Annotated in this window: 29 protein-coding genes; 3 read left to right on the top strand and 26 right to left on the bottom strand. The window is 67.1% G+C overall.

Annotated elements, in window-relative coordinates:
• Positions 1-98: 98 nt before the first annotated feature.
• A complete protein-coding gene (coaA, locus tag ACIF83_RS26370) occupies positions 99-1,067 on the top strand; it encodes a type I pantothenate kinase (protein ID WP_399730728.1) in 969 nt (322 codons plus the stop codon).
• Between the two features lie 31 nt (positions 1,068-1,098).
• A complete protein-coding gene (locus tag ACIF83_RS26365; protein ID WP_399730468.1) occupies positions 1,099-2,037 on the top strand; it encodes a DUF389 domain-containing protein in 939 nt (312 codons plus the stop codon).
• On the opposite strand, the gene glmM is transcribed toward ACIF83_RS26365, so the two are convergent.
• The 3 genes from glmM to rplM all read right to left on the bottom strand — a co-directional run bounded on the left by glmM (position 2,034) and on the right by rplM (position 4,570).
• Positions 2,034-3,392 (bottom strand): phosphoglucosamine mutase, encoded by a 1,359-nt coding sequence (glmM, locus tag ACIF83_RS26360; RefSeq protein ID WP_393467605.1) that lies wholly within the window; start codon positions 3,390-3,392, stop codon positions 2,034-2,036. The genes ACIF83_RS26365 and glmM overlap by 4 nt on opposite strands.
• A gap of 179 nt (positions 3,393-3,571) precedes the next feature.
• Positions 3,572-4,084, bottom strand: a complete 513-nt coding sequence (gene rpsI / locus ACIF83_RS26355; RefSeq protein WP_003998795.1) for a 30S ribosomal protein S9 — start codon at positions 4,082-4,084, stop codon at positions 3,572-3,574.
• Positions 4,085-4,126: 42 nt separating this feature from the next.
• Positions 4,127-4,570, bottom strand: coding sequence for a 50S ribosomal protein L13 (gene rplM / locus ACIF83_RS26350; RefSeq protein WP_030345455.1), 444 nt, complete (start codon positions 4,568-4,570; stop codon positions 4,127-4,129).
• A gap of 298 nt (positions 4,571-4,868) precedes the next feature.
• Between rplM and ACIF83_RS26345 the strand changes: the two genes are divergently transcribed.
• A complete protein-coding gene (locus tag ACIF83_RS26345; RefSeq protein ID WP_393467602.1) occupies positions 4,869-5,747 on the top strand; it encodes a hypothetical protein in 879 nt (292 codons plus the stop codon).
• 3 nt (positions 5,748-5,750) lie between these two features.
• Here the strand turns inward: ACIF83_RS26345 and truA are convergent, their stop codons facing one another.
• The 23 genes from truA to rplP form a co-directional block, all read right to left on the bottom strand.
• Complete coding sequence (truA, locus tag ACIF83_RS26340; protein WP_393467600.1) at positions 5,751-6,605, bottom strand: tRNA pseudouridine(38-40) synthase TruA; 855 nt, start codon at positions 6,603-6,605, stop codon at positions 5,751-5,753.
• A gap of 111 nt (positions 6,606-6,716) precedes the next feature.
• Positions 6,717-7,214, bottom strand: coding sequence for a 50S ribosomal protein L17 (gene rplQ / locus ACIF83_RS26335; protein ID WP_393467599.1), 498 nt, complete (start codon positions 7,212-7,214; stop codon positions 6,717-6,719).
• Between the two features lie 115 nt (positions 7,215-7,329).
• Complete coding sequence (locus ACIF83_RS26330) at positions 7,330-8,352, bottom strand: DNA-directed RNA polymerase subunit alpha (RefSeq protein WP_003966937.1); 1,023 nt, start codon at positions 8,350-8,352, stop codon at positions 7,330-7,332.
• Positions 8,353-8,505: 153 nt separating this feature from the next.
• Positions 8,506-8,910, bottom strand: a complete 405-nt coding sequence (rpsK, locus tag ACIF83_RS26325; RefSeq protein ID WP_003956432.1) for a 30S ribosomal protein S11 — start codon at positions 8,908-8,910, stop codon at positions 8,506-8,508.
• 65 nt (positions 8,911-8,975) lie between these two features.
• Positions 8,976-9,356, bottom strand: coding sequence for a 30S ribosomal protein S13 (gene rpsM / locus ACIF83_RS26320; protein ID WP_031167100.1), 381 nt, complete (start codon positions 9,354-9,356; stop codon positions 8,976-8,978).
• A gap of 190 nt (positions 9,357-9,546) precedes the next feature.
• Positions 9,547-9,660, bottom strand: a complete 114-nt coding sequence (gene rpmJ, locus ACIF83_RS26315; protein ID WP_003998809.1) for a 50S ribosomal protein L36 — start codon at positions 9,658-9,660, stop codon at positions 9,547-9,549.
• A gap of 59 nt (positions 9,661-9,719) precedes the next feature.
• Positions 9,720-9,941: a translation initiation factor IF-1 gene (infA, locus tag ACIF83_RS26310; protein ID WP_003948620.1), complete on the bottom strand. Its 222-nt coding sequence runs from the start codon at positions 9,939-9,941 to the stop codon at positions 9,720-9,722.
• Positions 9,942-10,092: 151 nt separating this feature from the next.
• The gene (map, locus tag ACIF83_RS26305) at positions 10,093-10,929 is read right to left on the bottom strand and encodes a type I methionyl aminopeptidase (RefSeq protein ID WP_393469745.1); all 837 of its coding nucleotides are present in this window, start codon (positions 10,927-10,929) and stop codon (positions 10,093-10,095) included.
• A 99-nt stretch (positions 10,930-11,028) separates the two neighbouring features.
• The gene (locus tag ACIF83_RS26300; RefSeq protein WP_393467597.1) at positions 11,029-11,694 is read right to left on the bottom strand and encodes an adenylate kinase; all 666 of its coding nucleotides are present in this window, start codon (positions 11,692-11,694) and stop codon (positions 11,029-11,031) included.
• Complete coding sequence (gene secY, locus ACIF83_RS26295) at positions 11,694-13,007, bottom strand: preprotein translocase subunit SecY (RefSeq protein ID WP_393467594.1); 1,314 nt, start codon at positions 13,005-13,007, stop codon at positions 11,694-11,696. Before secY ends, ACIF83_RS26300 begins: the two co-directional genes overlap by 1 nt.
• A gap of 202 nt (positions 13,008-13,209) precedes the next feature.
• Positions 13,210-13,665, bottom strand: coding sequence for a 50S ribosomal protein L15 (gene rplO, locus ACIF83_RS26290; protein ID WP_023547373.1), 456 nt, complete (start codon positions 13,663-13,665; stop codon positions 13,210-13,212).
• A gap of 2 nt (positions 13,666-13,667) precedes the next feature.
• Complete coding sequence (gene rpmD / locus ACIF83_RS26285; RefSeq protein ID WP_003974250.1) at positions 13,668-13,850, bottom strand: 50S ribosomal protein L30; 183 nt, start codon at positions 13,848-13,850, stop codon at positions 13,668-13,670.
• Positions 13,850-14,455, bottom strand: a complete 606-nt coding sequence (gene rpsE / locus ACIF83_RS26280; RefSeq protein ID WP_015658456.1) for a 30S ribosomal protein S5 — start codon at positions 14,453-14,455, stop codon at positions 13,850-13,852. Before rpsE ends, rpmD begins: the two co-directional genes overlap by 1 nt.
• A gap of 39 nt (positions 14,456-14,494) precedes the next feature.
• Positions 14,495-14,878: a 50S ribosomal protein L18 gene (gene rplR, locus ACIF83_RS26275; RefSeq protein WP_145886665.1), complete on the bottom strand. Its 384-nt coding sequence runs from the start codon at positions 14,876-14,878 to the stop codon at positions 14,495-14,497.
• A gap of 3 nt (positions 14,879-14,881) precedes the next feature.
• Positions 14,882-15,421: a 50S ribosomal protein L6 gene (gene rplF, locus ACIF83_RS26270; RefSeq protein ID WP_020941678.1), complete on the bottom strand. Its 540-nt coding sequence runs from the start codon at positions 15,419-15,421 to the stop codon at positions 14,882-14,884.
• A 24-nt stretch (positions 15,422-15,445) separates the two neighbouring features.
• A complete protein-coding gene (rpsH, locus tag ACIF83_RS26265; RefSeq protein WP_030046382.1) occupies positions 15,446-15,844 on the bottom strand; it encodes a 30S ribosomal protein S8 in 399 nt (132 codons plus the stop codon).
• A gap of 213 nt (positions 15,845-16,057) precedes the next feature.
• Positions 16,058-16,243, bottom strand: a complete 186-nt coding sequence (locus tag ACIF83_RS26260; RefSeq protein ID WP_003948630.1) for a type Z 30S ribosomal protein S14 — start codon at positions 16,241-16,243, stop codon at positions 16,058-16,060.
• 5 nt (positions 16,244-16,248) lie between these two features.
• Entirely contained in the window at positions 16,249-16,806 is a 558-nt protein-coding gene (gene rplE / locus ACIF83_RS26255; RefSeq protein ID WP_067119440.1) for a 50S ribosomal protein L5, read from the bottom strand.
• Positions 16,806-17,129: a 50S ribosomal protein L24 gene (gene rplX, locus ACIF83_RS26250; protein ID WP_003998822.1), complete on the bottom strand. Its 324-nt coding sequence runs from the start codon at positions 17,127-17,129 to the stop codon at positions 16,806-16,808. Before rplX ends, rplE begins: the two co-directional genes overlap by 1 nt.
• Positions 17,130-17,131: 2 nt before the next feature.
• Positions 17,132-17,500, bottom strand: coding sequence for a 50S ribosomal protein L14 (gene rplN / locus ACIF83_RS26245; RefSeq protein ID WP_003998823.1), 369 nt, complete (start codon positions 17,498-17,500; stop codon positions 17,132-17,134).
• A 99-nt stretch (positions 17,501-17,599) separates the two neighbouring features.
• Entirely contained in the window at positions 17,600-17,884 is a 285-nt protein-coding gene (rpsQ, locus tag ACIF83_RS26240; protein WP_014674375.1) for a 30S ribosomal protein S17, read from the bottom strand.
• Positions 17,884-18,108: a 50S ribosomal protein L29 gene (rpmC, locus tag ACIF83_RS26235; RefSeq protein ID WP_003974259.1), complete on the bottom strand. Its 225-nt coding sequence runs from the start codon at positions 18,106-18,108 to the stop codon at positions 17,884-17,886. The genes rpsQ and rpmC overlap by 1 nt, the downstream gene beginning before the upstream one ends.
• Positions 18,108-18,527: a 50S ribosomal protein L16 gene (gene rplP / locus ACIF83_RS26230; RefSeq protein ID WP_009190136.1), complete on the bottom strand. Its 420-nt coding sequence runs from the start codon at positions 18,525-18,527 to the stop codon at positions 18,108-18,110. The genes rpmC and rplP overlap by 1 nt, the downstream gene beginning before the upstream one ends.
• Position 18,528 lies beyond the last annotated feature (1 nt).

Genomic DNA, 18,528 nt, shown 5'->3' with positions numbered 1-18,528 from the left:
CGACCGGATGCCCGCTCCCGCCCACACGTGACGCACCCCACCCCGCACCCCCGTTCAAACTCCGTTAACAATGGACTGTGATCTCACCGGTCTCCTCGATGCCCCGGAGCGCCCACCGGCCCAAGCCGGAGGCGACTCCCTACGTCGACCTCACCCGTACCGAGTGGAGCGCGCTGCGCGACAAGACTCCGCTGCCGCTCACCGCTGAAGAGGTCGAGAAGGTCCGCGGCCTCGGCGACGTCATCGACCTCGACGAGGTGCGGGACATCTACCTCCCGCTCTCCCGCCTCCTCAACCTCTACGTCGGCGCCACGGACGGGCTCAGAAGCGCCCTGAACACCTTCCTGGGCGAGGGGGGCTCCCAGTCCGGCACGCCCTTCGTGATAGGGATCGCCGGATCCGTCGCGTGCGGCAAGTCGACCGTCGCCCGTCTGCTCCAGGCCCTCCTGTCCCGCTGGCCCGAGCACCCGCGCGTGGAGCGGGTCACGACCGACGGCTTCCTGCTGCCGACCAAGGAGCTCCAGGCCCGCGGACTGATGTCGCGCAAGGGATTCCCCGAGTCGTACGACCGCCGGGCGCTGACCCGGTTCGTCGCCGACATCAAGGCGGGCAAGGACGAGGTCACCGCCCCCGTCTACTCCCACCTCATCTACGACATCGTCCCGGGCGAGAAGCTCGTCGTACGCCGGCCCGACATCCTGATCGTCGAGGGCCTCAACGTCCTGCAGCCCGCCCTCCCCGGCAAGGACGGCCGCACCCGCGTCGGCCTCGCCGACTACTTCGACTTCAGCGTGTACGTCGACGCGAACGCCGACGACGTCGAGAGCTGGTACCTCAACCGCTTCAAGAAGCTGCGCCAGACGGCCTTCCAGGACCCGTCCTCGTACTTCCGCAAGTGGACCCAGGTCTCCGAGGAGGAGGCCCTCGACTACGCGCGCACCCAGTGGCGCACGATCAACAAGCCCAACCTGGTCGAGAACATCGCCCCCACCCGCGGCCGCGCCACCCTCGTCGTCCGCAAGGGCCCGGACCACAAGGTCCAGCGGCTGCGCCTGCGCAAGCTGTGACATGTTCATGGGCGCCTGTTAAAAAGGCGCCATGCTGCATCTGCGCCTGATCACTCCCGCCGAGACGACGGACGAGGTGGTGCGACTGATCGAGAAGACGGTCGGAACCGCCCACCTCGTCGTGCTGCCGACGGCCGCCCGCAACCCCGTCGGGGACGTCGTCATGTGCGATGTGGCACGCGAGGCGGGGGACGAACTCATCGGCGGGCTGCGCCGGTTGGGGCTGGACGAGACCGGCTCGATCGCCGTGGAGGACATCGACCTCACGCTGTCCCGCCGCGCCGACAAGGCCGAGGAGGAGGCACCGGGCGAGGGCGCGGACGCGGTGCTGTGGGAGGGCCTGACCGAGGCCACCCACGAAGAGTCGACGCTGTCGGTCACCTACATCGCCTTCATCACCCTGGCCACGATGATCGCGGCCTGCGGCGTCGTACTGGACAACGCGATCCTGATCGTGGGCGCGATGGCGGTGGGCCCGGAGTTCGGTCCGCTGGCCGGCCTCTGCACCGCCCTCGTGCGGCGGCGCCCGCACCTCGCGCTGCGCTCACTGATCGCGCTGCTCGTGGGCTTCGCCGTGGCGATGGCGGTGACGGTCGGCTTCACCCACTTCATGGACGCCATCGACCTCTTCCACCGGTCCGACCTGGAGGGCGATCGCCCCAACACGGCGTTCGTCTACGCCCCCGACGCCTTCTCGTTCATCGTCGCGGTCCTGGCCGGCATCGCCGGCACCCTGTCCCTGACCTCCGCCAAGTCGGGCGCCCTGGTGGGCGTGGCCATCTCGGTGACGACGGTCCCGGCCGCCGCCAACGCGGCCGTGGCCCTCGCCTACGGTGACACGGAGCAGACGGCCGGCTCGACGTACCAGCTCCTGCTGAACCTGCTGGGCATCGTGCTGGCAGGCGCCCTCACGCTCCTGGCCCAGAAGTGGTTCTGGGCCAGGCAGAGGGCGCAGAGGGAAGTGCTCTAGCCGAGGGCCGACTTCACCGCGTCGGCCAGCCGCCCGGCGACCGACCGGGCCTGTTCGATGTCCGCCGCCTCGACCATCACGCGGACCAGGGGCTCCGTGCCCGAGGGACGCAGCAGCACCCGCCCGGTGGAGCCCAGCTCCCGCTCCGCCTCGGCGACGGCGGTGGCCAGGTCGGCGGACGTCTTCACACGGGACTTGTCCACGTCCGGCACGTTGATGAGGACCTGCGGCAGGCGCTCCATGACGGCGGCCAGCTCCCGCAGCGTACGACCCGTCTGCGCCACCCGCGCCGCCAGCAGCAGCCCGGTCAGCGTGCCGTCACCGGTGGTCGCGTGGTCGAGGATGATCACGTGCCCGGACTGCTCACCGCCCAGGGCGTACCCGTGCTCCTTCATCTCCTCCAGCACGTACCGGTCGCCCACGGCGGTCTGCACCAGGTGGATCCCCGCCCGCTCCATCGCCAGCTTGAAGCCCAGGTTGGACATCACGGTCGCGACCACGGTGTCGGAGCGCAGCTCGGAGCGCTCCTGCAGCGCCAGCGCGAGCACGGCCAGGATCTGGTCGCCGTCCACCTCGTCGCCGGTGTGATCCACGGCCAGGCAGCGGTCGGCGTCACCGTCGTGCGCGATGCCGAAGTCCGCGCCGTGCTCGCGCACCGCGGCCTTCAGCTGGTCCAGGTGGGTGGAGCCGCAGCCGTCGTTGATGTTGAGCCCGTCCGGCTCGGCACCGATCGTGACGACCTGGGCGCCGGCCCGCGAGAACACCTCCGGCGAGACCCCCGCGGCCGCACCGTGTGCCTCGTCCAGGACGATCTTCAGGCCGTCGAGACGGTTCGGCAGCGCCGCCAGCAGATGGCCGACGTACTGCTCGAAGCCCTCTTCGTAGGACCGCACGCGGCCGACCCCGGCACCGGTGGGACGCTCCCAGGGCTCGCCGTGGCGGTGGGACTCGTACACGGCCTCGATCTTGTCCTCGAGCTCGTCGGCGAGTTTGTGGCCGCCGCGGGCGAAGAACTTGATGCCGTTGTCCGGCATGGCGTTGTGGCTGGCCGAGAGCATCACGCCCAGGTCCGCGCCGAGCGCGCCGGTCAGGTACGCCACCGCCGGCGTCGGCAGGACGCCCACGGTCAGCACGTCCACCCCGGCGCTGGCCAGGCCCGCGACCACGGCGGCCTGCAGGAACTCTCCGGACGCACGCGGGTCCCGTCCGACCACCGCCGTCGGCCTGTGGCCCTCGAAGGTGCCCGCCTCGGCCAGCACATGCGCCGCCGCCACGGACAGGCCGAGCGCCATCTCGGCGGTCAGGTCCGCGTTGGCGACACCGCGCACGCCGTCCGTACCGAAGAGTCGTCCCACGTGTCCTCCAGGGGAAGCGTCATTGCTGCCGGGAATGATGGCAGACGGCTGAACATCCGATCACACCAGCCTTTGAGCGTCTTGTGTCGTTATACGCCCTTGGCCGGGATAAACGAACGCCCCGACGGCACATGTGGCGTGCCGCCGGGGCGTTCGGAGTACGAGCAGGCAGCTGCTGATTAGCGCTTGCTGTACTGCGGAGCCTTGCGGGCCTTCTTCAGACCGGCCTTCTTGCGCTCGACCGCACGGTCGTCGCGGCGGAGGAAGCCGGCCTTCTTGAGCGGGCCGCGGTTGTTGTCGACGTCGGCCTCGTTCAGCGCACGGGCGACACCGAGACGGAGCGCACCGGCCTGACCGGAGACACCGCCACCCGCGATGCGGGCGATGACGTCGTAGCGGCCCTCGAGCTCGAGCACCTTGAAGGGCTCGTTGACTTCCTGCTGGTGCACCTTGTTCGGGAAGTAGTCCTCGAGGGTGCGACCGTTGATCTTCCACTTGCCGGTGCCCGGAACGATCCGGACGCGGGCGATGGCGTTCTTGCGACGGCCCAGGCCGGCAGCCGGCTGGGGCTCACCGAAGCGCGAGGCGAGGGACTCGGAGGTGTACTCACCCTCCACCGGAACCTCGGACTCGGTGGTGTAGCTGTCGATGTCAAGCTCTTCGAGCGGCTGCTCGGCAGTGGTCTCGGCCACGATTCTCCTCAGATTCTGTTCAGTCTTAGGGGGTGGCCGGACTTACTGCGCGACCTGGGTGATCTCGAACGGCACCGGCTGCTGGGCAGCGTGCGGGTGCTGGTCACCCTTGTAGACCTTCAGCTTCGACAGCATCTGACGGCCGAGGGTGTTCTTCGGGAGCATGCCCTTGACGGCCTTCTCGATGGCCTTCTCGGGGTTCTTGTCGAGCAGCTCGTCGTAACGGACGGAGCGCAGACCACCCGGGTAGCCGGAGTGGCGGTACGCCATCTTCTGGGTCCGCTTGTTGCCGGACAGGTGCACCTTGTCGGCGTTGATGATGATGACGAAGTCACCAGCGTCGACGTGCGGCGCGTAGATCGGCTTGTGCTTGCCCCGGAGAAGGGTGGCGGCGGTGGTGGCGAGACGACCCAGGACAACGTCCTGAGCGTCGATGACGTGCCACTGGCGCGTCACATCGCCGGGCTTGGGGCTGTACGTACGCACGGTTCGTAGCCTTCGCTTCGAGTGAATGGTCCTGAACAGGTCACCGAAACGATCACGACAGCCTCGACCGCACCGCGGTGACGCAAACCGCGTGCTGATCGCTGGTCATCGGCCCGGTGGACCGGTGTAAGGGCCCGTCCCGTGAGAATGAGCAAGCCAATACACAACGAAGAAGCAGATTACCTGGGCGCCCCCGGCAGGGTCAAAACGAGGCCCTTCCCCCTCATGTCGACGGACAAACGAGGCATGCCGACCGAGGCACTCCAGCACCCCCGGCCCCCCGTCTAAGATGCGCCCCATGAGTTACGGGCAGGGGGGACCCCAGTCTCAGTGGGATCCCTGGAAACCTAATTCCCAGCAGCCGTGGAGCAGCGGGGGCGACGACGGTACTCCGGACTGGGCCGCGCTGGCGGAGGCCTCGGAGACCCGGAACAAGCGTCGCAGGCTGTTGTTCATCGGCGGCGGCGCGCTGGCCACGATCGCGATCGGCACCGCCGTCGCGATGGCCGTCGTGTCCGCGAACGGCAGCAACAAGGCCTCGGGCAACCCCACCAACCTGCCCGCCAGCGCCTCCCTGCCGAGCGGCACGGCGACGGCGCCGTCCTTCGCCCCGACCAGCGCCCCGCCGCCGTTGGACCCGAAGGACTTCATATCCAGCGCGAAGAAGGACACCGCGCCGCTGAGCGCCGAGACGCTGTTCCCGGGCACCCAGCTGACCATGGGCAGCACGGTGTACAAGAAGGGCGCCACCGCGGACACGAAGAACTGCGCCTCCGCCGCCGACGCGACCCTGCCCAAGATCCTCACCGCGAACGGCTGCACCCGCGTGATCCGCGCCACCTACACCAAGGACGGCATCGCGGTCACCGTCGGCGTCGCCGTCTTCGACACCGCGGCCCAGACGGCGAAGGCCAAGTCCCAGACCGACGACAAGAGCATCGTGCGCTCGCTGCCCGGCAAGGGCGTCAAGTCCTTCTGCGACGGCGCGATCTGCTTCTCGACCCGCAACGCCGTCGGCCGCTACGGCTACTTCACGATCACCGGCTTCACGAACGGCAAGAACGTCACCAAGAAGGACACCAAGGCCTTCGCGGTCAGCGACGACCTGCAGGAGTTCACCTTCCGCCAGATCTGGCGCCGCGGCGAGGCCCAGGCCTCGGCCGCAGCGAACCAGTAGGTCTCAGCAGCACCCCGCCGTCGGAAGCGAGCGCTTGTTCCGGGCCTCCTTGTTCCGGGCGGCCAGCAGCTCGTCGGCGGGGTAACCGACCTCCTCCAGGGTCAGCCCGTGCGGTCGTACGACGTGCACGGCTGAGTCGCGCACCCCCGCGGCCAGCACCTTCCCGGGCCACTCGGGGCCCCGGTGGCCGTCGCCGACGAACAGCAGCGCGCCGATCAGCGAGCGCACCATGTTGTGACAGAACGCGTCGGCCCGCACGGTCGCGGTGATGATCCCGTCCGCACCCCGCTCCAGACTCAGCTCCTGGAGGGTACGGATCGTCGTCGCACCCTCCCGCTTCTTGCAGTACGCGGCGAAGTCGTGCTCGCCGAGCAGCGCCCGCGCGGCCTGGTTCATGGCGTCGACGTCGAGCGGCCAGTCGTGCCACAGGACGTGGTTGCGCAGGAGCGGGTCGACACCCCCGGGGTTGTCCGTCACCCGGTACGCATAGCGCCGCCAGACGGCCGAGAAACGGGCGTTGAAGCCGCTGGGCGCCTCCCTGAGGGCCCACACCCGCACGTCCTTGGACAGACGCCCGGCGAGCCGCTTGAGCAGCTTCTCGTGGTGCTCGCGCCACACCCCCTCGGGCAGGTCCACGTGCGCCACCTGGCCGCGCGCGTGCACCCCGGCGTCGGTGCGTCCCGCGACGGTCAGCTCGTACGTCTCCCGCGACCGCGTCACCGTGCGCAGTGCGTCCTCGATCTCGCCCTGCACGGTCCGCCGGCCACCGGCCTGCTTGGCCCACCCGGAGAAATCGGTGCCGTCGTAGGACAGGTCGAGGCGGACACGGACGTACCCGGGCTGTACTTCGTCACTCACGCGGGAATCCTCTCAGGACAGATCCCTTCGAAAAAAACGCGGAAGCGGGCCCGCCCCGAAGGGCGAACCCGCTTCCAGCGTCAGGCAGAGCCTCAGGCGTCCTTGACGGGACTACTCAGCCGCTTCCGCGGAGGGCTCGGCCGGAGCCTCGGTCTCCTCGACCTGGGTCTCCTCGGCCTTGGCCTCCTCGGCCTCCTTGACCGCACGCTTGGTGGCGGCCTCGGCCTCACCGGTCGCCTGCTGGGCAACCGTCAGCGCCTCGACCAGCTCGATGACAGCCATGGGCGCGTTGTCGCCACGGCGGTTACCGATCTTGGTGATGCGGGTGTAGCCACCGGGACGGTTCTCGTACCGCGGGCCGATCTCGGTGAAGAGCGTGTGGACGACGCTCTTGTCCGTGATGACCTGGAGCACCTGACGGCGGTTGTGAAGGTCGCCCTTCTTCGCCTTGGTGACCAGACGCTCGGCGTACGGGCGCAGGCGGCGGGCCTTCGCCTCGGTGGTGGTGATGCGGCCGTGCTCGAAGAGGCTCTTCGCCAGGTTCGCGAGGAGCAGCTTCTCGTGCGCGGCGCTGCCGCCCAGACGGGCACCCTTGGTGGGCTTCGGCATTGTTCTTCTCCTGTGTGTCTGCCCCGGCCGTGTCAGGTACCGGGGTCAGTATCTGAGCAGACGGTTGTCTGTCAGAGATCCGGGGGTCTCGGCGAGACCCCCGGAGGTGGACCGATCAGTACTGCTCGGTCTCCACGAAACCCGCGTCCGCGTCGTCGTCGGCGCCGAAGGCGTCGGCAGCGGCCGTGGGGTCGAATCCGGGCGGGCTGTCCTTGAGGGCCAGGCCCATGCCGGCCAGCTTCGCCTTGACCTCGTCGATGGACTTCGCACCGAAGTTGCGGATGTCCAGGAGGTCGGCCTCGGAGCGCGCGACCAGCTCACCCACGGAGTGGATGCCCTCACGCTTGAGGCAGTTGTACGAGCGGACGGTCAGCTCGAGCTCCTCGATCGGGAGCGCGAGGTCGGCCGCCAGCGCGGCGTCCGTCGGGGACGGACCCATGTCGATGCCCTCGGCGTCGATGTTCAGCTCGCGGGCGAGACCGAACAGCTCGACCAGGGTCTTACCGGCGGAGGCCATGGCGTCACGGGGACGCATCGCCTGCTTGGTCTCGACGTCGACGATCAGCTTGTCGAAGTCGGTGCGCTGCTCGACACGCGTGGCCTCGACCTTGTACGTGACCTTCAGAACCGGCGAGTAGATGGAGTCGACCGGGATACGGCCGATCTCCTGGCCCACCTGCTTGTTCTGCACGGCGGAGACGTAGCCGCGACCGCGCTCGACGGTCAGCTCCATCTCCAGCTTGCCCTTGCCGTTGAGCGTGGCGAGGACGAGGTCGGGGTTGTGCACCTCGACACCGGCCGGGGGCGCGATGTCGGCGGCGGTGACCAGACCCGGGCCCTGCTTGCGCAGGTACATCACGACCGGCTCGTCGTGCTCCGAGGAGACGACCAGCTGCTTGATGTTGAGGATCAGGTCGGTGACGTCCTCCTTGACGCCCGGCACGGTGGTGAACTCGTGCAGGACGCCGTCGATGCGGATGCTGGTGACAGCAGCGCCGGGGATCGACGACAGGAGGGTGCGGCGGAGGGAGTTGCCGAGGGTGTAGCCGAAGCCCGGCTCCAGCGGCTCGATCACGAACCGGGAGCGGAACTCGTCGACGACCTCTTCGGTCAACGAGGGACGCTGAGCGATCAGCATGTGTGGATCAGATCCTTCTTTCGTGGACGCCCGCTATTTGACGCCCGACGGAAACCGCGCCCATGAAAAGCGCGGGTACTGCAAGGGTACGGGCGGCACGACCCGAAGGAGCCGTACCGCCCGAAACCGCTGTCTGCTCGAAGCAGCCGTGCGTCAGACGCGACGACGCTTCGGCGGACGGCAGCCGTTGTGCGGGGTCGGGGTGACGTCCTGGATGGAGCCGACCTCGAGGCCCGTGGCCTGCAGGGAGCGGATCGCGGTCTCACGACCGGAGCCCGGGCCCTTGACGAACACGTCGACCTTGCGCATGCCGTGCTCCTGGGCGCGGCGGGCAGCCGACTCGGCGGCCATCTGCGCGGCGAACGGCGTGGACTTCCGGGAGCCCTTGAAGCCGACGTGGCCGGCGGAGGCCCAGGAGATCACGTTGCCGGACGGGTCCGTGATCGACACGATCGTGTTGTTGAACGTGCTCTTGATGTGCGCGTGGCCGTGAGCGACGTTCTTCTTTTCCTTGCGGCGCACCTTCTTGGCAGCGCCCTGACGTCCCTTGGGGGGCATCTACTAACTCCTACGGGAGGTGGTCGGTCCTACAGCGAAGACCGTGGACTGAGGTCCGCTGCGGACTACTTCTTGCCCGGCTTCTTCTTGCCGGCGATGGCGCGACGCGGGCCCTTGCGGGTGCGGGCGTTGGTGCTGGTGCGCTGACCGCGGACGGGCAGACCGCGGCGGTGCCGCAGACCCTGGTAGCAGCCGATCTCGACCTTGCGGCGGATGTCGGCCTGGATCTCGCGACGGAGGTCACCCTCGGTCTTGATGTTGTTGTCGACGTACTCGCGAATGGCGACCAGCTGCTCTTCGGTCAGGTCGCGAACGCGGGTGTTCGGGTCGATGCCGGTCTCGGCCAGCGTCTGCTGGGACAGAGTCCGGCCGATGCCGAACACGTAGGTGAGGGCGACCTCCACGCGCTTTTCGCGCGGGATGTCAACACCGGAAACGCGTGCCATTCAATGGCTCCAGTTGATCTTCGGAGGTCTTCCGCAGAACCGACTCCCAGCCGCCGTACGAGGTACGAACTGGGTCCCCGGCCTCCGAACCGGGGGTGTCGAGCCACAGTGGACTCGGGCCCTGCGTATGAACAAATTCAGCTTGCGTCGCGCGAATCTCTGCGATGGATGCAGAGGGATCGGTCGTGCGTCAGCCCTGGCGCTGCTTGTGGCGCGGGTTCTCGCAGATGACCATGACCCGACCGTGACGGCGGATCACCCTGCACTTGTCGCAGATCTTCTTGACGCTCGGCTTGACCTTCATGGGATTGAGGTTCTCCGGGTCAGTGCCACCACCCCGCCGGAGCGGGATGCGGGCAAGATCTACTTGTAGCGGTAGACGATCCGGCCACGCGTCAGGTCGTACGGAGACAGCTCCACCACGACCCGGTCGTCAGGGAGGATGCGGATGTAGTGCATACGCATCTTGCCGCTGATGTGTGCCAGGACCTGGTGGCCGTTCTGGAGCTCGACCTTGAACATGGCGTTCGGCAGAGACTCGACGACAGTGCCCTCGATCTCGATGGCACCTTGCTTCTTGGCCACGCTTCGCCCTTCGAATCGACTACCTTGATCGACTCTCTCGCTTCCCTAAAGGGCGCATGCGGACATGCGGGTGCACGAGAGCCGACGAGTCAGTCTACGTCAGCGCACCCGGAAACACGAATCGAGGGAATCTGCCCCATGCAGAAGATCGTCATGCAAGGGGGTCGGGAGCGGCCACGATCCCGTGCTCGGCCAGCTTGGCCTTGCCGCCGTCGAGGGCCGTCAGCACCAGCGGGCCCTCCTCGGTCAGCGCGACCGAGTGTTCCCAGTGGGAGGACCAGCTGCCGTCGGTCGTGATGACCGTCCAGTCGTCCTCGAGGACCTCGGTCCGCGGGGTGCCGAGGGAGACCATCGGCTCGATCGCGAGGCAGAAGCCGGGGACCAGCTTGGGGCCCTTGCCGCGGCGGCGGTCGACGTAGTTCAGCAGGTGCGGGTCCATGTGCATCTCGGTGCCGATGCCGTGGCCGCCGTAGTCCTCGATGATGCCGTAGCGGCCGCCGCCCGGCTTGGGCTGGCGGCGGATGTACGTCTCGATGGCCCGGGAGACGTCGACGAGACGGCTGCCCTGCTTCATGGCCGCGATACCGGCCCACATCGACTCCTCGGTCACCCGGGAGAGTTCGATCAGCTCCGGAGCGTGACCCGAGCCCACGAAGGCGGTGTACGCGGCGTCGCCGTGCCAGCCGTCGACGATCGCGCCGCAGTCGATGGAGATGACGTCGCCGTCCTTCAGGACGACGTCGTCGGAGGGGATGCCGTGGACCACGACGTCGTTGACCGAGGTGCAGATCGTCGCCGGGAAACCGCCGTAGCCGAGGAAGTTCGACTTTGCGCCGTGCTCGGCGAGCACCTTGCGGGCGACCTCGTCCAGGTCCTTGGTGCTGGCGCCGGGGACGGCGACTTCGCGAGTGGCCGCGTGGATGGCGGCTACGACCAGGCCCGCCGCACGCATCTTGGCGATCTGCTCGGGGGTCTTGATCTGCACCATGGGGGGCCTGCGCTCTCCGTCACTCACGTCGACTGGGTTACCTACACAACACTACGGCCGCGGCGCCCGGGCGGGCACCGCGGCCGGAAGGACCGCGATCTACTTGTTCTCGGCCTTCTCGCGCTTGAGCGCTTCCAGCGCCCGCTGCGTGATCTCGTCCACCGGACCCAGGGAGGAGATCGTCACGACCAGGCCCTGCGCCTTGTAGTAGTCGATGATCGGCTCGGTCTGGGTGTGGTAGACCTCCAGCCGCGTACGGACGGTCTCCTCGGAGTCGTCGTCGCGCTGGTAGAGCTCACCGCCGCAGACGTCGCACACGCCCTCCTGCTTCGGCGGGCTGTACGTCACGTGGAAGACGTGGGACGAGTCGTTGCGGCAGATGCGCCGGCCGGCGATCCGCTTGACGACCTCCTCCTCCGGGACCTCCAGGTCCAGGACGGCGTCCAGCTTGATGCCCTCTTCGTCCAGCAGCCGGTCCAGCGCCTCGGCCTGCGAGACGTTGCGCGGGAAGCCGTCCAGCAGGAAGCCGTTCTCCGCGTCCGCCTGCTCCATGCGGTCCTTGGCCATCGCGATGGTGACCTCGTCGGGTACGAGGTTGCCGGCGTCCATGTAGGACTTCGCGAGCTTGCCCAGCTCGGTCTGTCGGCTGATGTTGGCCCGGAACAGGTCACCGGTGGAGATGTGCGGGATGGCCAGCTTCTCTGCGAGCCGGACGGCTTGCGTTCCCTTACCGGCACCGGGCGGCCCGACGAGGACGATACGCATCAGCGGAGGAACCCTTCGTAATTGCGCTGCTGGAGCTGGCTCTCGATCTGCTTCACCGTCTCGAGACCGACACCCACGATGATCAGGATGCTGGTGCCGCCAAACGGGAAGTTCCCGCTTGCGTTGAAGCCAACCAACGCCATTGTCGGTACGAGAGCGATCACTCCCAGATACAGCGAACCCGGCCAGGTGATCCGGTTGAGCACGTAGCTCAGGTACTCAGCGGTCGGTCGGCCAGCCCGGATGCCCGGGATGAAGCCACCATACTTCTTCATGTTGTCGGCGACTTCCTCGGGGTTGAAGGAGATCGCCACGTAGAAGAACGCGAAGAAAACGATGAGCAAGAAGTACAGAGTGATGTAAATCGGGTGGTCGCCCTTGGTCAGGTTGTTCTGGACCCACTGCTTCCAGCCCGAGTTGCCCCCGGAGAACTGGGCCACCAGCGCCGGAATGTAGAGCAGCGACGAGGCGAAGATGACGGGAATCACACCCGCCTGGTTCACCTTGAGCGGGATGTACGTGGACGTACCACCGTAGGAACGACGACCGATCATGCGCTTCGCGTACTGCACCGGGATACGGCGCTGGGCCTGCTCCACGAAGACGACGAGCGCGACCATGACCAGGCCGACCAGGATGACCGTGCCGAACTCGATCCAGCCGCCGGCCAGGGAGCCCTGCTTCTTGATGGCCCACAGCGCGGACGGGAAGGTCGCGGCGATCGAGATGAACATCAGGATCGACATGCCGTTGCCGATACCGCGGTCGGTGATCAGCTCACCGAGCCACATCACGACGCCCGTACCGGCGGTCATCGTGACCACCATGGTGATCGTGGTGAAGATCGCCTGGTCCGGGACGATCGAGTTGGCGACCGGGCAGCCGTTGAACAGTGCGCCGCTGCGGGCGGTGGCCACCAGGCCGGTGCCCTGCAGGATGGCCAGCGCCACCGTCAGGTAACGGGTGTACTGCGTGATCTTCGCCGTACCCGCCTGGCCCTCCTTCTTCAGGGCTTCCAGGCGCGGGATGACCACGGTCAGCAGCTGCAGGATGATGCTCGCCGTGATGTACGGCATGATCCCGAGCGCGAAGATCGTGATCTGCAGCAGCGCGCCACCGCTGAACATGTTGACCAGTCCGAAGAGGCCCTGGTTGGCGGACGCCTCGTCCATGCACTGCTGGACGGCCTTGTAGTTGACGCCCGGAATCGGTACGTGGGTGCCGACCCGGTAGATCACGATGATGCCCAGCGTGAACAGCAGCTTCTTGCGCAGGTCGGGCGTCCTGAACGCCCGGGCGAACGCGGTGAGCACGGTGCCTCCTGCGACCCCCGCGCAACTGCGTCAAGGGTGACGGTCTTGAGGTTCGACGGATACAGAACGACGGATACAGAAAAAGAACAGTGCAGGCCACCTTACCGGCGACACTGCCTCCCCCGGAACGACCAACCGGGGATACCCCATTGTGAGGTATCCCCGGTCGGGATCGTCTACGTCATCGAGGCGCCTGAAAGAATCAGACGAGCTCGGTGACCGTACCGCCGGCGGCGGTGATCTTCTCCTTGGCGGAGCCGGAGACGGCGTCGACCGTCACCTGCAGCGCCACGGAGATCTCGCCCTGGCCGAGGACCTTGACGAGGCTGTTCTTGCGAACGGCACCCTTGGCCACCAGACCCTCGACCGTGACCTCGCCACCCTCGGGGTAGAGCGCGGCCAGCTTGTCGAGGTTCACGACCTGGAACTCGGTCTTGAACGGGTTCTTGAAGCCCTTCAGCTTCGGGAGGCGCATGTGGAGCGGCATCTGGCCACCCTCGAAGCGCTCCGGAACCTGGTAACGGGCCTTCGTACCCTTGGTACCACGACCGGCCGTCTTACCCTTCGACGCCTCACCACGACCGACACGGGTCTTGGCGGTCTTGGCGCCCGGGGCGGGACGGAGGTTGTGGATCTTGAGCGGGTTCTGCTCCGCCATGATCAGTCGACCTCCTCGACCGTCACGAGGTGGCGGACGGTGTGCACCATGCCGCGGAACTCGGGGCGGTCCTCCTTGACGACCTGCGTGTTGATGCCCTTGAGACCAAGGGAGCGCAGGGTGTCGCGGTGGTTCTGCTTGCTACCGATGTAGGACTTGACCTGCGTGATCTTCAGCTGAGCCATCACGCACCCGCCCCGGCACGCGCACGCAGCAGAGCCGCGGGAGCGACGTCCTCGAGAGGCAGACCACGGCGGGCCGCGACCTCCTCGGGACGCTGCAGGCCCTTCAGGGCCTCCACGGTCGCGTGCACGATGTTGATCGCGTTGTCGGAGCCGAGCGACTTCGACAGGATGTCGTGGATACCGGCGCACTCGAGCACGGCACGCACCGGACCACCGGCGATAACACCGGTACCGGGGGACGCGGGCTTGAGCAGCACGACGCCGGCAGCCTTCTCACCCTGGATCGGGTGCGGGATGGTGCCCTGGATACGGGGGACCTTGAAGAAGTGCTTCTTGGCCTCCTCAACGCCCTTGGCGATGGCGGCCGGCACCTCCTTGGCCTTGCCGTAACCGACACCCACGGTGCCGTCACCGTCGCCCACCACGACCAGCGCGGTGAAGCTGAAGCGACGACCACCCTTCACAACCTTGGCGACGCGGTTGATCGCGACAACGCGCTCAACGTACGCGGTCTTCTCGGCGGCAGCAGCGCCGCCGTCACGGCCCTTCCGGTCCCGCCGCTCGCCGCCACCGGCACCGCCACCGCGGCGCTGGGGTCCAGCCATTGGAATTACCTCTCTCTGTTTCCGCTAGCTACGGCAGGCTCAGAACTTGAGCCCGGCTTCGCGGGCGGCGTCCGCCAGGGCGGCGATGCGCCCGGCGTACTGGTTGCCACCACGGTCGAACACGACAGCCTCGACACCGGCGGCCTTGGCACGCTCGGCGACCAGGGCGCCGACCTGCTTGGCCTGCGAGGACTTGTCGCCCTCGCCACCGCGGACGGACGCGTCCAGGGTGGACGCGGACGCCAGGGTGTGGCCCTTGAGGTCGTCGATCACCTGCGCCACGATGTGGCGGTTGGAGCGGGTCACGACCAGACGGGGACGCTCCGCCGTACCGGAGATCCGCTTGCGGATCCGGATGTGACGGCGCTTGATCGCGGCGCGCTTGTAGGCGTCGCCCTTGAGGATCTTCTGCCCGTATGCCATGGCTTACTTACCCGCCTTTCCGACCTTGCGGCGGATGACTTCGCCCTCGTACTTGACGCCCTTGGCCTTGTACGGGTCAGGCTTGCGCAGCTTGCGGATGTTGGCCGCAACCTCGCCGACCTTCTGCTTGTCGATGCCCTCGACCTGGAAGCGGGTCGGGGTCTCCACCTTGAAGGTGATGCCCTCGGGCGCCTCGACGGTGATCGGGTGGCTGTAGCCGAGCGCGAACTCGAGGTTCGAGCCCTTGGCCGTGACGCGGTAACCGACACCGCTGATCTCGAGCTTCTTCACGTAACCCTGGGTCACGCCGGTGATCATGTTCGCCACCAGCGTGCGGGACAGGCCGTGCAGGGCCTTGTTCTGACGCTCGTCGTTCGGACGGGTGACGTTCAGCACGCCGTCCTCACCCTTGACGATGTCGATCGGCGCAACGACGGTGTGGGTCAGCGTGCCCTTGGGGCCCTTGACCGAGACCGTACGGCCGTCGATGGTGACGTCCACGCCGGCGGGAACCGTGATGGGGAGCTTGCCAATACGCGACATAGCTGTTTCCTCCGTTCCCTTCCGCTACCAGACGTAGGCGAGGACTTCCCCACCCACGCCCTTCTTGCCGGCCTGCTTGTCGGTGAGGAGCCCGTGCGACGTGGAGATGATCGCCACGCCGAGGCCGCCCAGCACCTTGGGCAGGTTGGTGGACTTCGCGTACACCCGGAGACCGGGCTTGGAGATCCGCTTGATGCCCGCGATGGAGCGCTCACGGTTCGGGCCGAACTTCAGCTCGAGGACGAGGTTCTTGCCCACCTCGGCATCCTCGACGCGCCAGCCCGTGATGAAGCCCTCCTGCTGGAGGATCTCCGCGATGTGAGACTTGATCTTGGACGCCGGCATCGTCACGGAGTCGTGGTATGCCGAGTTCGCGTTCCGCAGACGCGTAAGCATGTCTGCGATCGGATCAGTCATGGTCATGAATTGGCCTTCGGCCTCTCTCGCCGGGGTTTCCTGGTGCGCCATCCCTCTCCCCGATCCGAGACGGGACGGGTGCGGCGCGGTGGACCTACGGCGTAGTAAGTCGTACGGGCGCGGCAGACGCCCAACCCCACAAGCCTACGGCATGTGGAGAAGGGCCCCTGCCGACCCAGATGCTTACCGAGAGCTTCAGGAATCCCTAAAAAGCGGGGATTACCAGGAGCTCTTGGTCACGCCCGGCAGCTCGCCACGGTGAGCCATCTCACGAAGGCACACGCGGCAGAGGCCGAACTTGCGGTACACGGAGTGCGGGCGGCCGCAGCGCTGGCAGCGGGTGTAGCCACGCACACCGAACTTGGGCTTGCGAGCAGCCTTAGCGATCAGAGCCTTCTTCGCCATCTCGCTCACGCCTCCTTGAACGGGAAGCCGAGGTGACGAAGGAGCGCGCGGCCCTCAGCGTCGTTGGTCGCCGTGGTCACCACGGTGATGTCCATACCCCGGGTGCGGTCGATCTTGTCCTGGTCGATCTCGTGGAACATGACCTGCTCCGTGAGACCGAAGGTGTAGTTGCCACGGCCGTCGAACTGCTTGGGGGACAGGCCGCGGAAGTCGCGGATGCGCGGCAGCGCGAGCGACAGGGTGCGGTCCAGGAACTCCCACATGCGGTCGCCACGGAGCGTGACGTGGGCACCGATCGGCTGGCCCTCACGCAGCTTGAACTGCGCGATGGACTTGCGGGCCTTGGTGACCTGCGGCTTCTGGCCGGTGATCGTGGTGAGGTCGCGGATGGCGCCCTCGATCAGCTTGGAGTCGCGGGCGGCGTCGCCCACACCCATGTTGACCACGATCTTGACGAGGCCGGGGATCTGCATGACGTTCTCGTACTTGAACTCGTCACGCAGCTTGCCCGCGATCTCCTCGCGGTACTTCTGCTTCAGACGCGGAGTGGTGGTGGTAGCCATCAGATGTCCTCACCCGTCCGCTTGGCAACGCGGATCTTGTTGCCCTCTTCGTCGAAGCGGTAACCGACACGCGTGACGACCTTGTTGCCGTCCTTCTCCACGACCAGCTGAACGTTGGACACGTGGATGGGGGCCTCGGTGGTCACGATGCCGCCGGCCTGGGAACCGCGAGCGGTCGGACCGGCCTTGGTGTGCTTCTTGACCCGGTTGACACCCTCGACCAGGACGCGCTCCTCGCGCGGGTAAGCGGCAATGACCTTGCCCTGCTTGCCCTTGTCCTTGCCGGTGATGACCTGGACCAGGTCGCCCTTCTTGATCTTCATGCTTACAGCACCTCCGGCGCGAGCGAGATGATCTTCATGAACTTCTTCTCGCGCAGCTCACGGCCGACCGGGCCGAAGATGCGGGTGCCGCGAGGGTCGCCGTCGTTCTTCAGAATGACGGCGGCGTTCTCGTCGAAGCGGATGTACGAGCCGTCCGGACGGCGGCGCTCCTTGACGGTGCGAACGATGACCGCCTTGACGACGTCACCCTTCTTCACGTTGCCACCGGGGATCGCGTCCTTGACGGTGGCGACGATGACGTCACCGATGCCCGCGTAGCGGCGACCGGAGCCACCGAGCACACGGATGCAAAGGATTTCCTTCGCACCAGTGTTGTCGGCGACGCGCAGTCGCGACTCCTGCTGGATCACGTCTATCTCCTGTGTGTCTGCCGGTTCCCCGGGGGCCGCTCAGCGAGCGGCCTCCGGAGCCTGGCGGAACTGTCCTGCGAGGGGTGCCCCGCAGGAGAATTACTTGGCCTTCTCGAGGATCTCGACGACGCGCCAGCGCTTCGTCGCGGACAGCGGCCGGGTCTCCATGAGGAGGACGCGGTCGCCGACACCCGCGGCGTTCTGCTCGTCGTGCGCCTTGAGCTTGTTCGTACGGCGGATGACCTTGCCGTACAGCGCGTGCTTGACGCGGTCCTCGACGGCGACGACGACGGTCTTGTCCATCTTGTCGCTGACGACGAGACCCTCACGGGTCTTGCGGAAACCGCGCGCCTCGGTGTTCTCAGTCACGTTGCTCTCGCTCATCAGGCGCTCTCCACCGTCTCGATGCCCAGCTCGCGCTCACGCATCAGGGTGTAGATCCGCGCGATGTCCTTACGGACGGCCTTGAGCCGACCGTGGTTCTCGAGCTGACCCGTCGCCGCCTGGAAGCGGAGGTTGAACAGCTCTTCCTTGGCCTCGCGGAGCTTCGCCAGAAGCTCCTCGTTGCCCAGCTCGCGCAGCTCGGACGCCTTGGTACCGGCCGACATCACGCTTCACCTGCCTCGCGCTTGACGATCCGGCACTTCATCGGCAGCTTGTGGGCCGCACGGGTCAGCGCCTCACGGGCGATCTTCTCGTTGGGGTACGACAGCTCGAACATCACGCGTCCGGGCTTGACGTTGGCGATCCACCACTCCGGAGAACCCTTACCGGAACCCATGCGGGTCTCGGCGGGCTTCTTGGTGAGCGGACGGTCCGGGTAGATGTTGATCCAGACCTTGCCACCACGCTTGATGTGACGCGTCATGGCGATACGAGCGGCCTCGATCTGGCGGTTCGTCACATACGCCGGGGTGAGCGCCTGGATGCCGTACTCGCCGAACGCAACCTGCGTTCCACCCTTGGACATACCGTTGCGCTTCGGGTGGTGCTGCTTGCGGTGCTTGACCCTACGGGGGATCAGCATT

This window comes from Streptomyces sp. NPDC085866 (genome assembly GCF_044541035.1).
Taxonomy (GTDB): Bacteria; Actinomycetota; Actinomycetes; order Streptomycetales; family Streptomycetaceae; genus Streptomyces.
Note: the sequence above shows the minus strand (reverse complement) of the source record. Positions and strands in the feature narration are given on the sequence as shown.

What these genes read in the sequence shown, in the direction of transcription:
- coaA (WP_399730728.1), top strand. Translation starts at nt 99, where the DNA reads ATGCCCCGGAGCGCCCACCGGCCCAAGCCGGAGGCGACTCCCTACGTC.
- ACIF83_RS26365 (WP_399730468.1), top strand. Translation starts at nt 1,099, where the DNA reads ATGCTGCATCTGCGCCTGATCACTCCCGCCGAGACGACGGACGAGGTG.
- ACIF83_RS26345 (WP_393467602.1), top strand. Translation starts at nt 4,869, where the DNA reads ATGAGTTACGGGCAGGGGGGACCCCAGTCTCAGTGGGATCCCTGGAAA.
- rplQ (WP_393467599.1), bottom strand. Translation starts at nt 7,214, where the DNA reads ATGCCGAAGCCCACCAAGGGTGCCCGTCTGGGCGGCAGCGCCGCGCAC.
- ACIF83_RS26330 (WP_003966937.1), bottom strand. Translation starts at nt 8,352, where the DNA reads ATGCTGATCGCTCAGCGTCCCTCGTTGACCGAAGAGGTCGTCGACGAG.
- rpsK (WP_003956432.1), bottom strand. Translation starts at nt 8,910, where the DNA reads ATGCCCCCCAAGGGACGTCAGGGCGCTGCCAAGAAGGTGCGCCGCAAG.
- rpsM (WP_031167100.1), bottom strand. Translation starts at nt 9,356, where the DNA reads ATGGCACGCGTTTCCGGTGTTGACATCCCGCGCGAAAAGCGCGTGGAG.
- rpmJ (WP_003998809.1), bottom strand. Translation starts at nt 9,660, where the DNA reads ATGAAGGTCAAGCCGAGCGTCAAGAAGATCTGCGACAAGTGCAGGGTG.
- map (WP_393469745.1), bottom strand. Translation starts at nt 10,929, where the DNA reads ATGGTGCAGATCAAGACCCCCGAGCAGATCGCCAAGATGCGTGCGGCG.
- ACIF83_RS26300 (WP_393467597.1), bottom strand. Translation starts at nt 11,694, where the DNA reads ATGCGTATCGTCCTCGTCGGGCCGCCCGGTGCCGGTAAGGGAACGCAA.
- rplO (WP_023547373.1), bottom strand. Translation starts at nt 13,665, where the DNA reads ATGGCGGAGCAGAACCCGCTCAAGATCCACAACCTCCGTCCCGCCCCG.
- rpmD (WP_003974250.1), bottom strand. Translation starts at nt 13,850, where the DNA reads ATGGCTCAGCTGAAGATCACGCAGGTCAAGTCCTACATCGGTAGCAAG.
- rpsE (WP_015658456.1), bottom strand. Translation starts at nt 14,455, where the DNA reads ATGGCTGGACCCCAGCGCCGCGGTGGCGGTGCCGGTGGCGGCGAGCGG.
- rplR (WP_145886665.1), bottom strand. Translation starts at nt 14,878, where the DNA reads ATGGCATACGGGCAGAAGATCCTCAAGGGCGACGCCTACAAGCGCGCC.
- rplF (WP_020941678.1), bottom strand. Translation starts at nt 15,421, where the DNA reads ATGTCGCGTATTGGCAAGCTCCCCATCACGGTTCCCGCCGGCGTGGAC.
- rpsH (WP_030046382.1), bottom strand. Translation starts at nt 15,844, where the DNA reads ATGACCATGACTGATCCGATCGCAGACATGCTTACGCGTCTGCGGAAC.
- ACIF83_RS26260 (WP_003948630.1), bottom strand. Translation starts at nt 16,243, where the DNA reads ATGGCGAAGAAGGCTCTGATCGCTAAGGCTGCTCGCAAGCCCAAGTTC.
- rplE (WP_067119440.1), bottom strand. Translation starts at nt 16,806, where the DNA reads ATGGCTACCACCACCACTCCGCGTCTGAAGCAGAAGTACCGCGAGGAG.
- rplX (WP_003998822.1), bottom strand. Translation starts at nt 17,129, where the DNA reads ATGAAGATCAAGAAGGGCGACCTGGTCCAGGTCATCACCGGCAAGGAC.
- rpsQ (WP_014674375.1), bottom strand. Translation starts at nt 17,884, where the DNA reads ATGAGCGAGAGCAACGTGACTGAGAACACCGAGGCGCGCGGTTTCCGC.
- rpmC (WP_003974259.1), bottom strand. Translation starts at nt 18,108, where the DNA reads ATGTCGGCCGGTACCAAGGCGTCCGAGCTGCGCGAGCTGGGCAACGAG.
- rplP (WP_009190136.1), bottom strand. Translation starts at nt 18,527, where the DNA reads ATGCTGATCCCCCGTAGGGTCAAGCACCGCAAGCAGCACCACCCGAAG.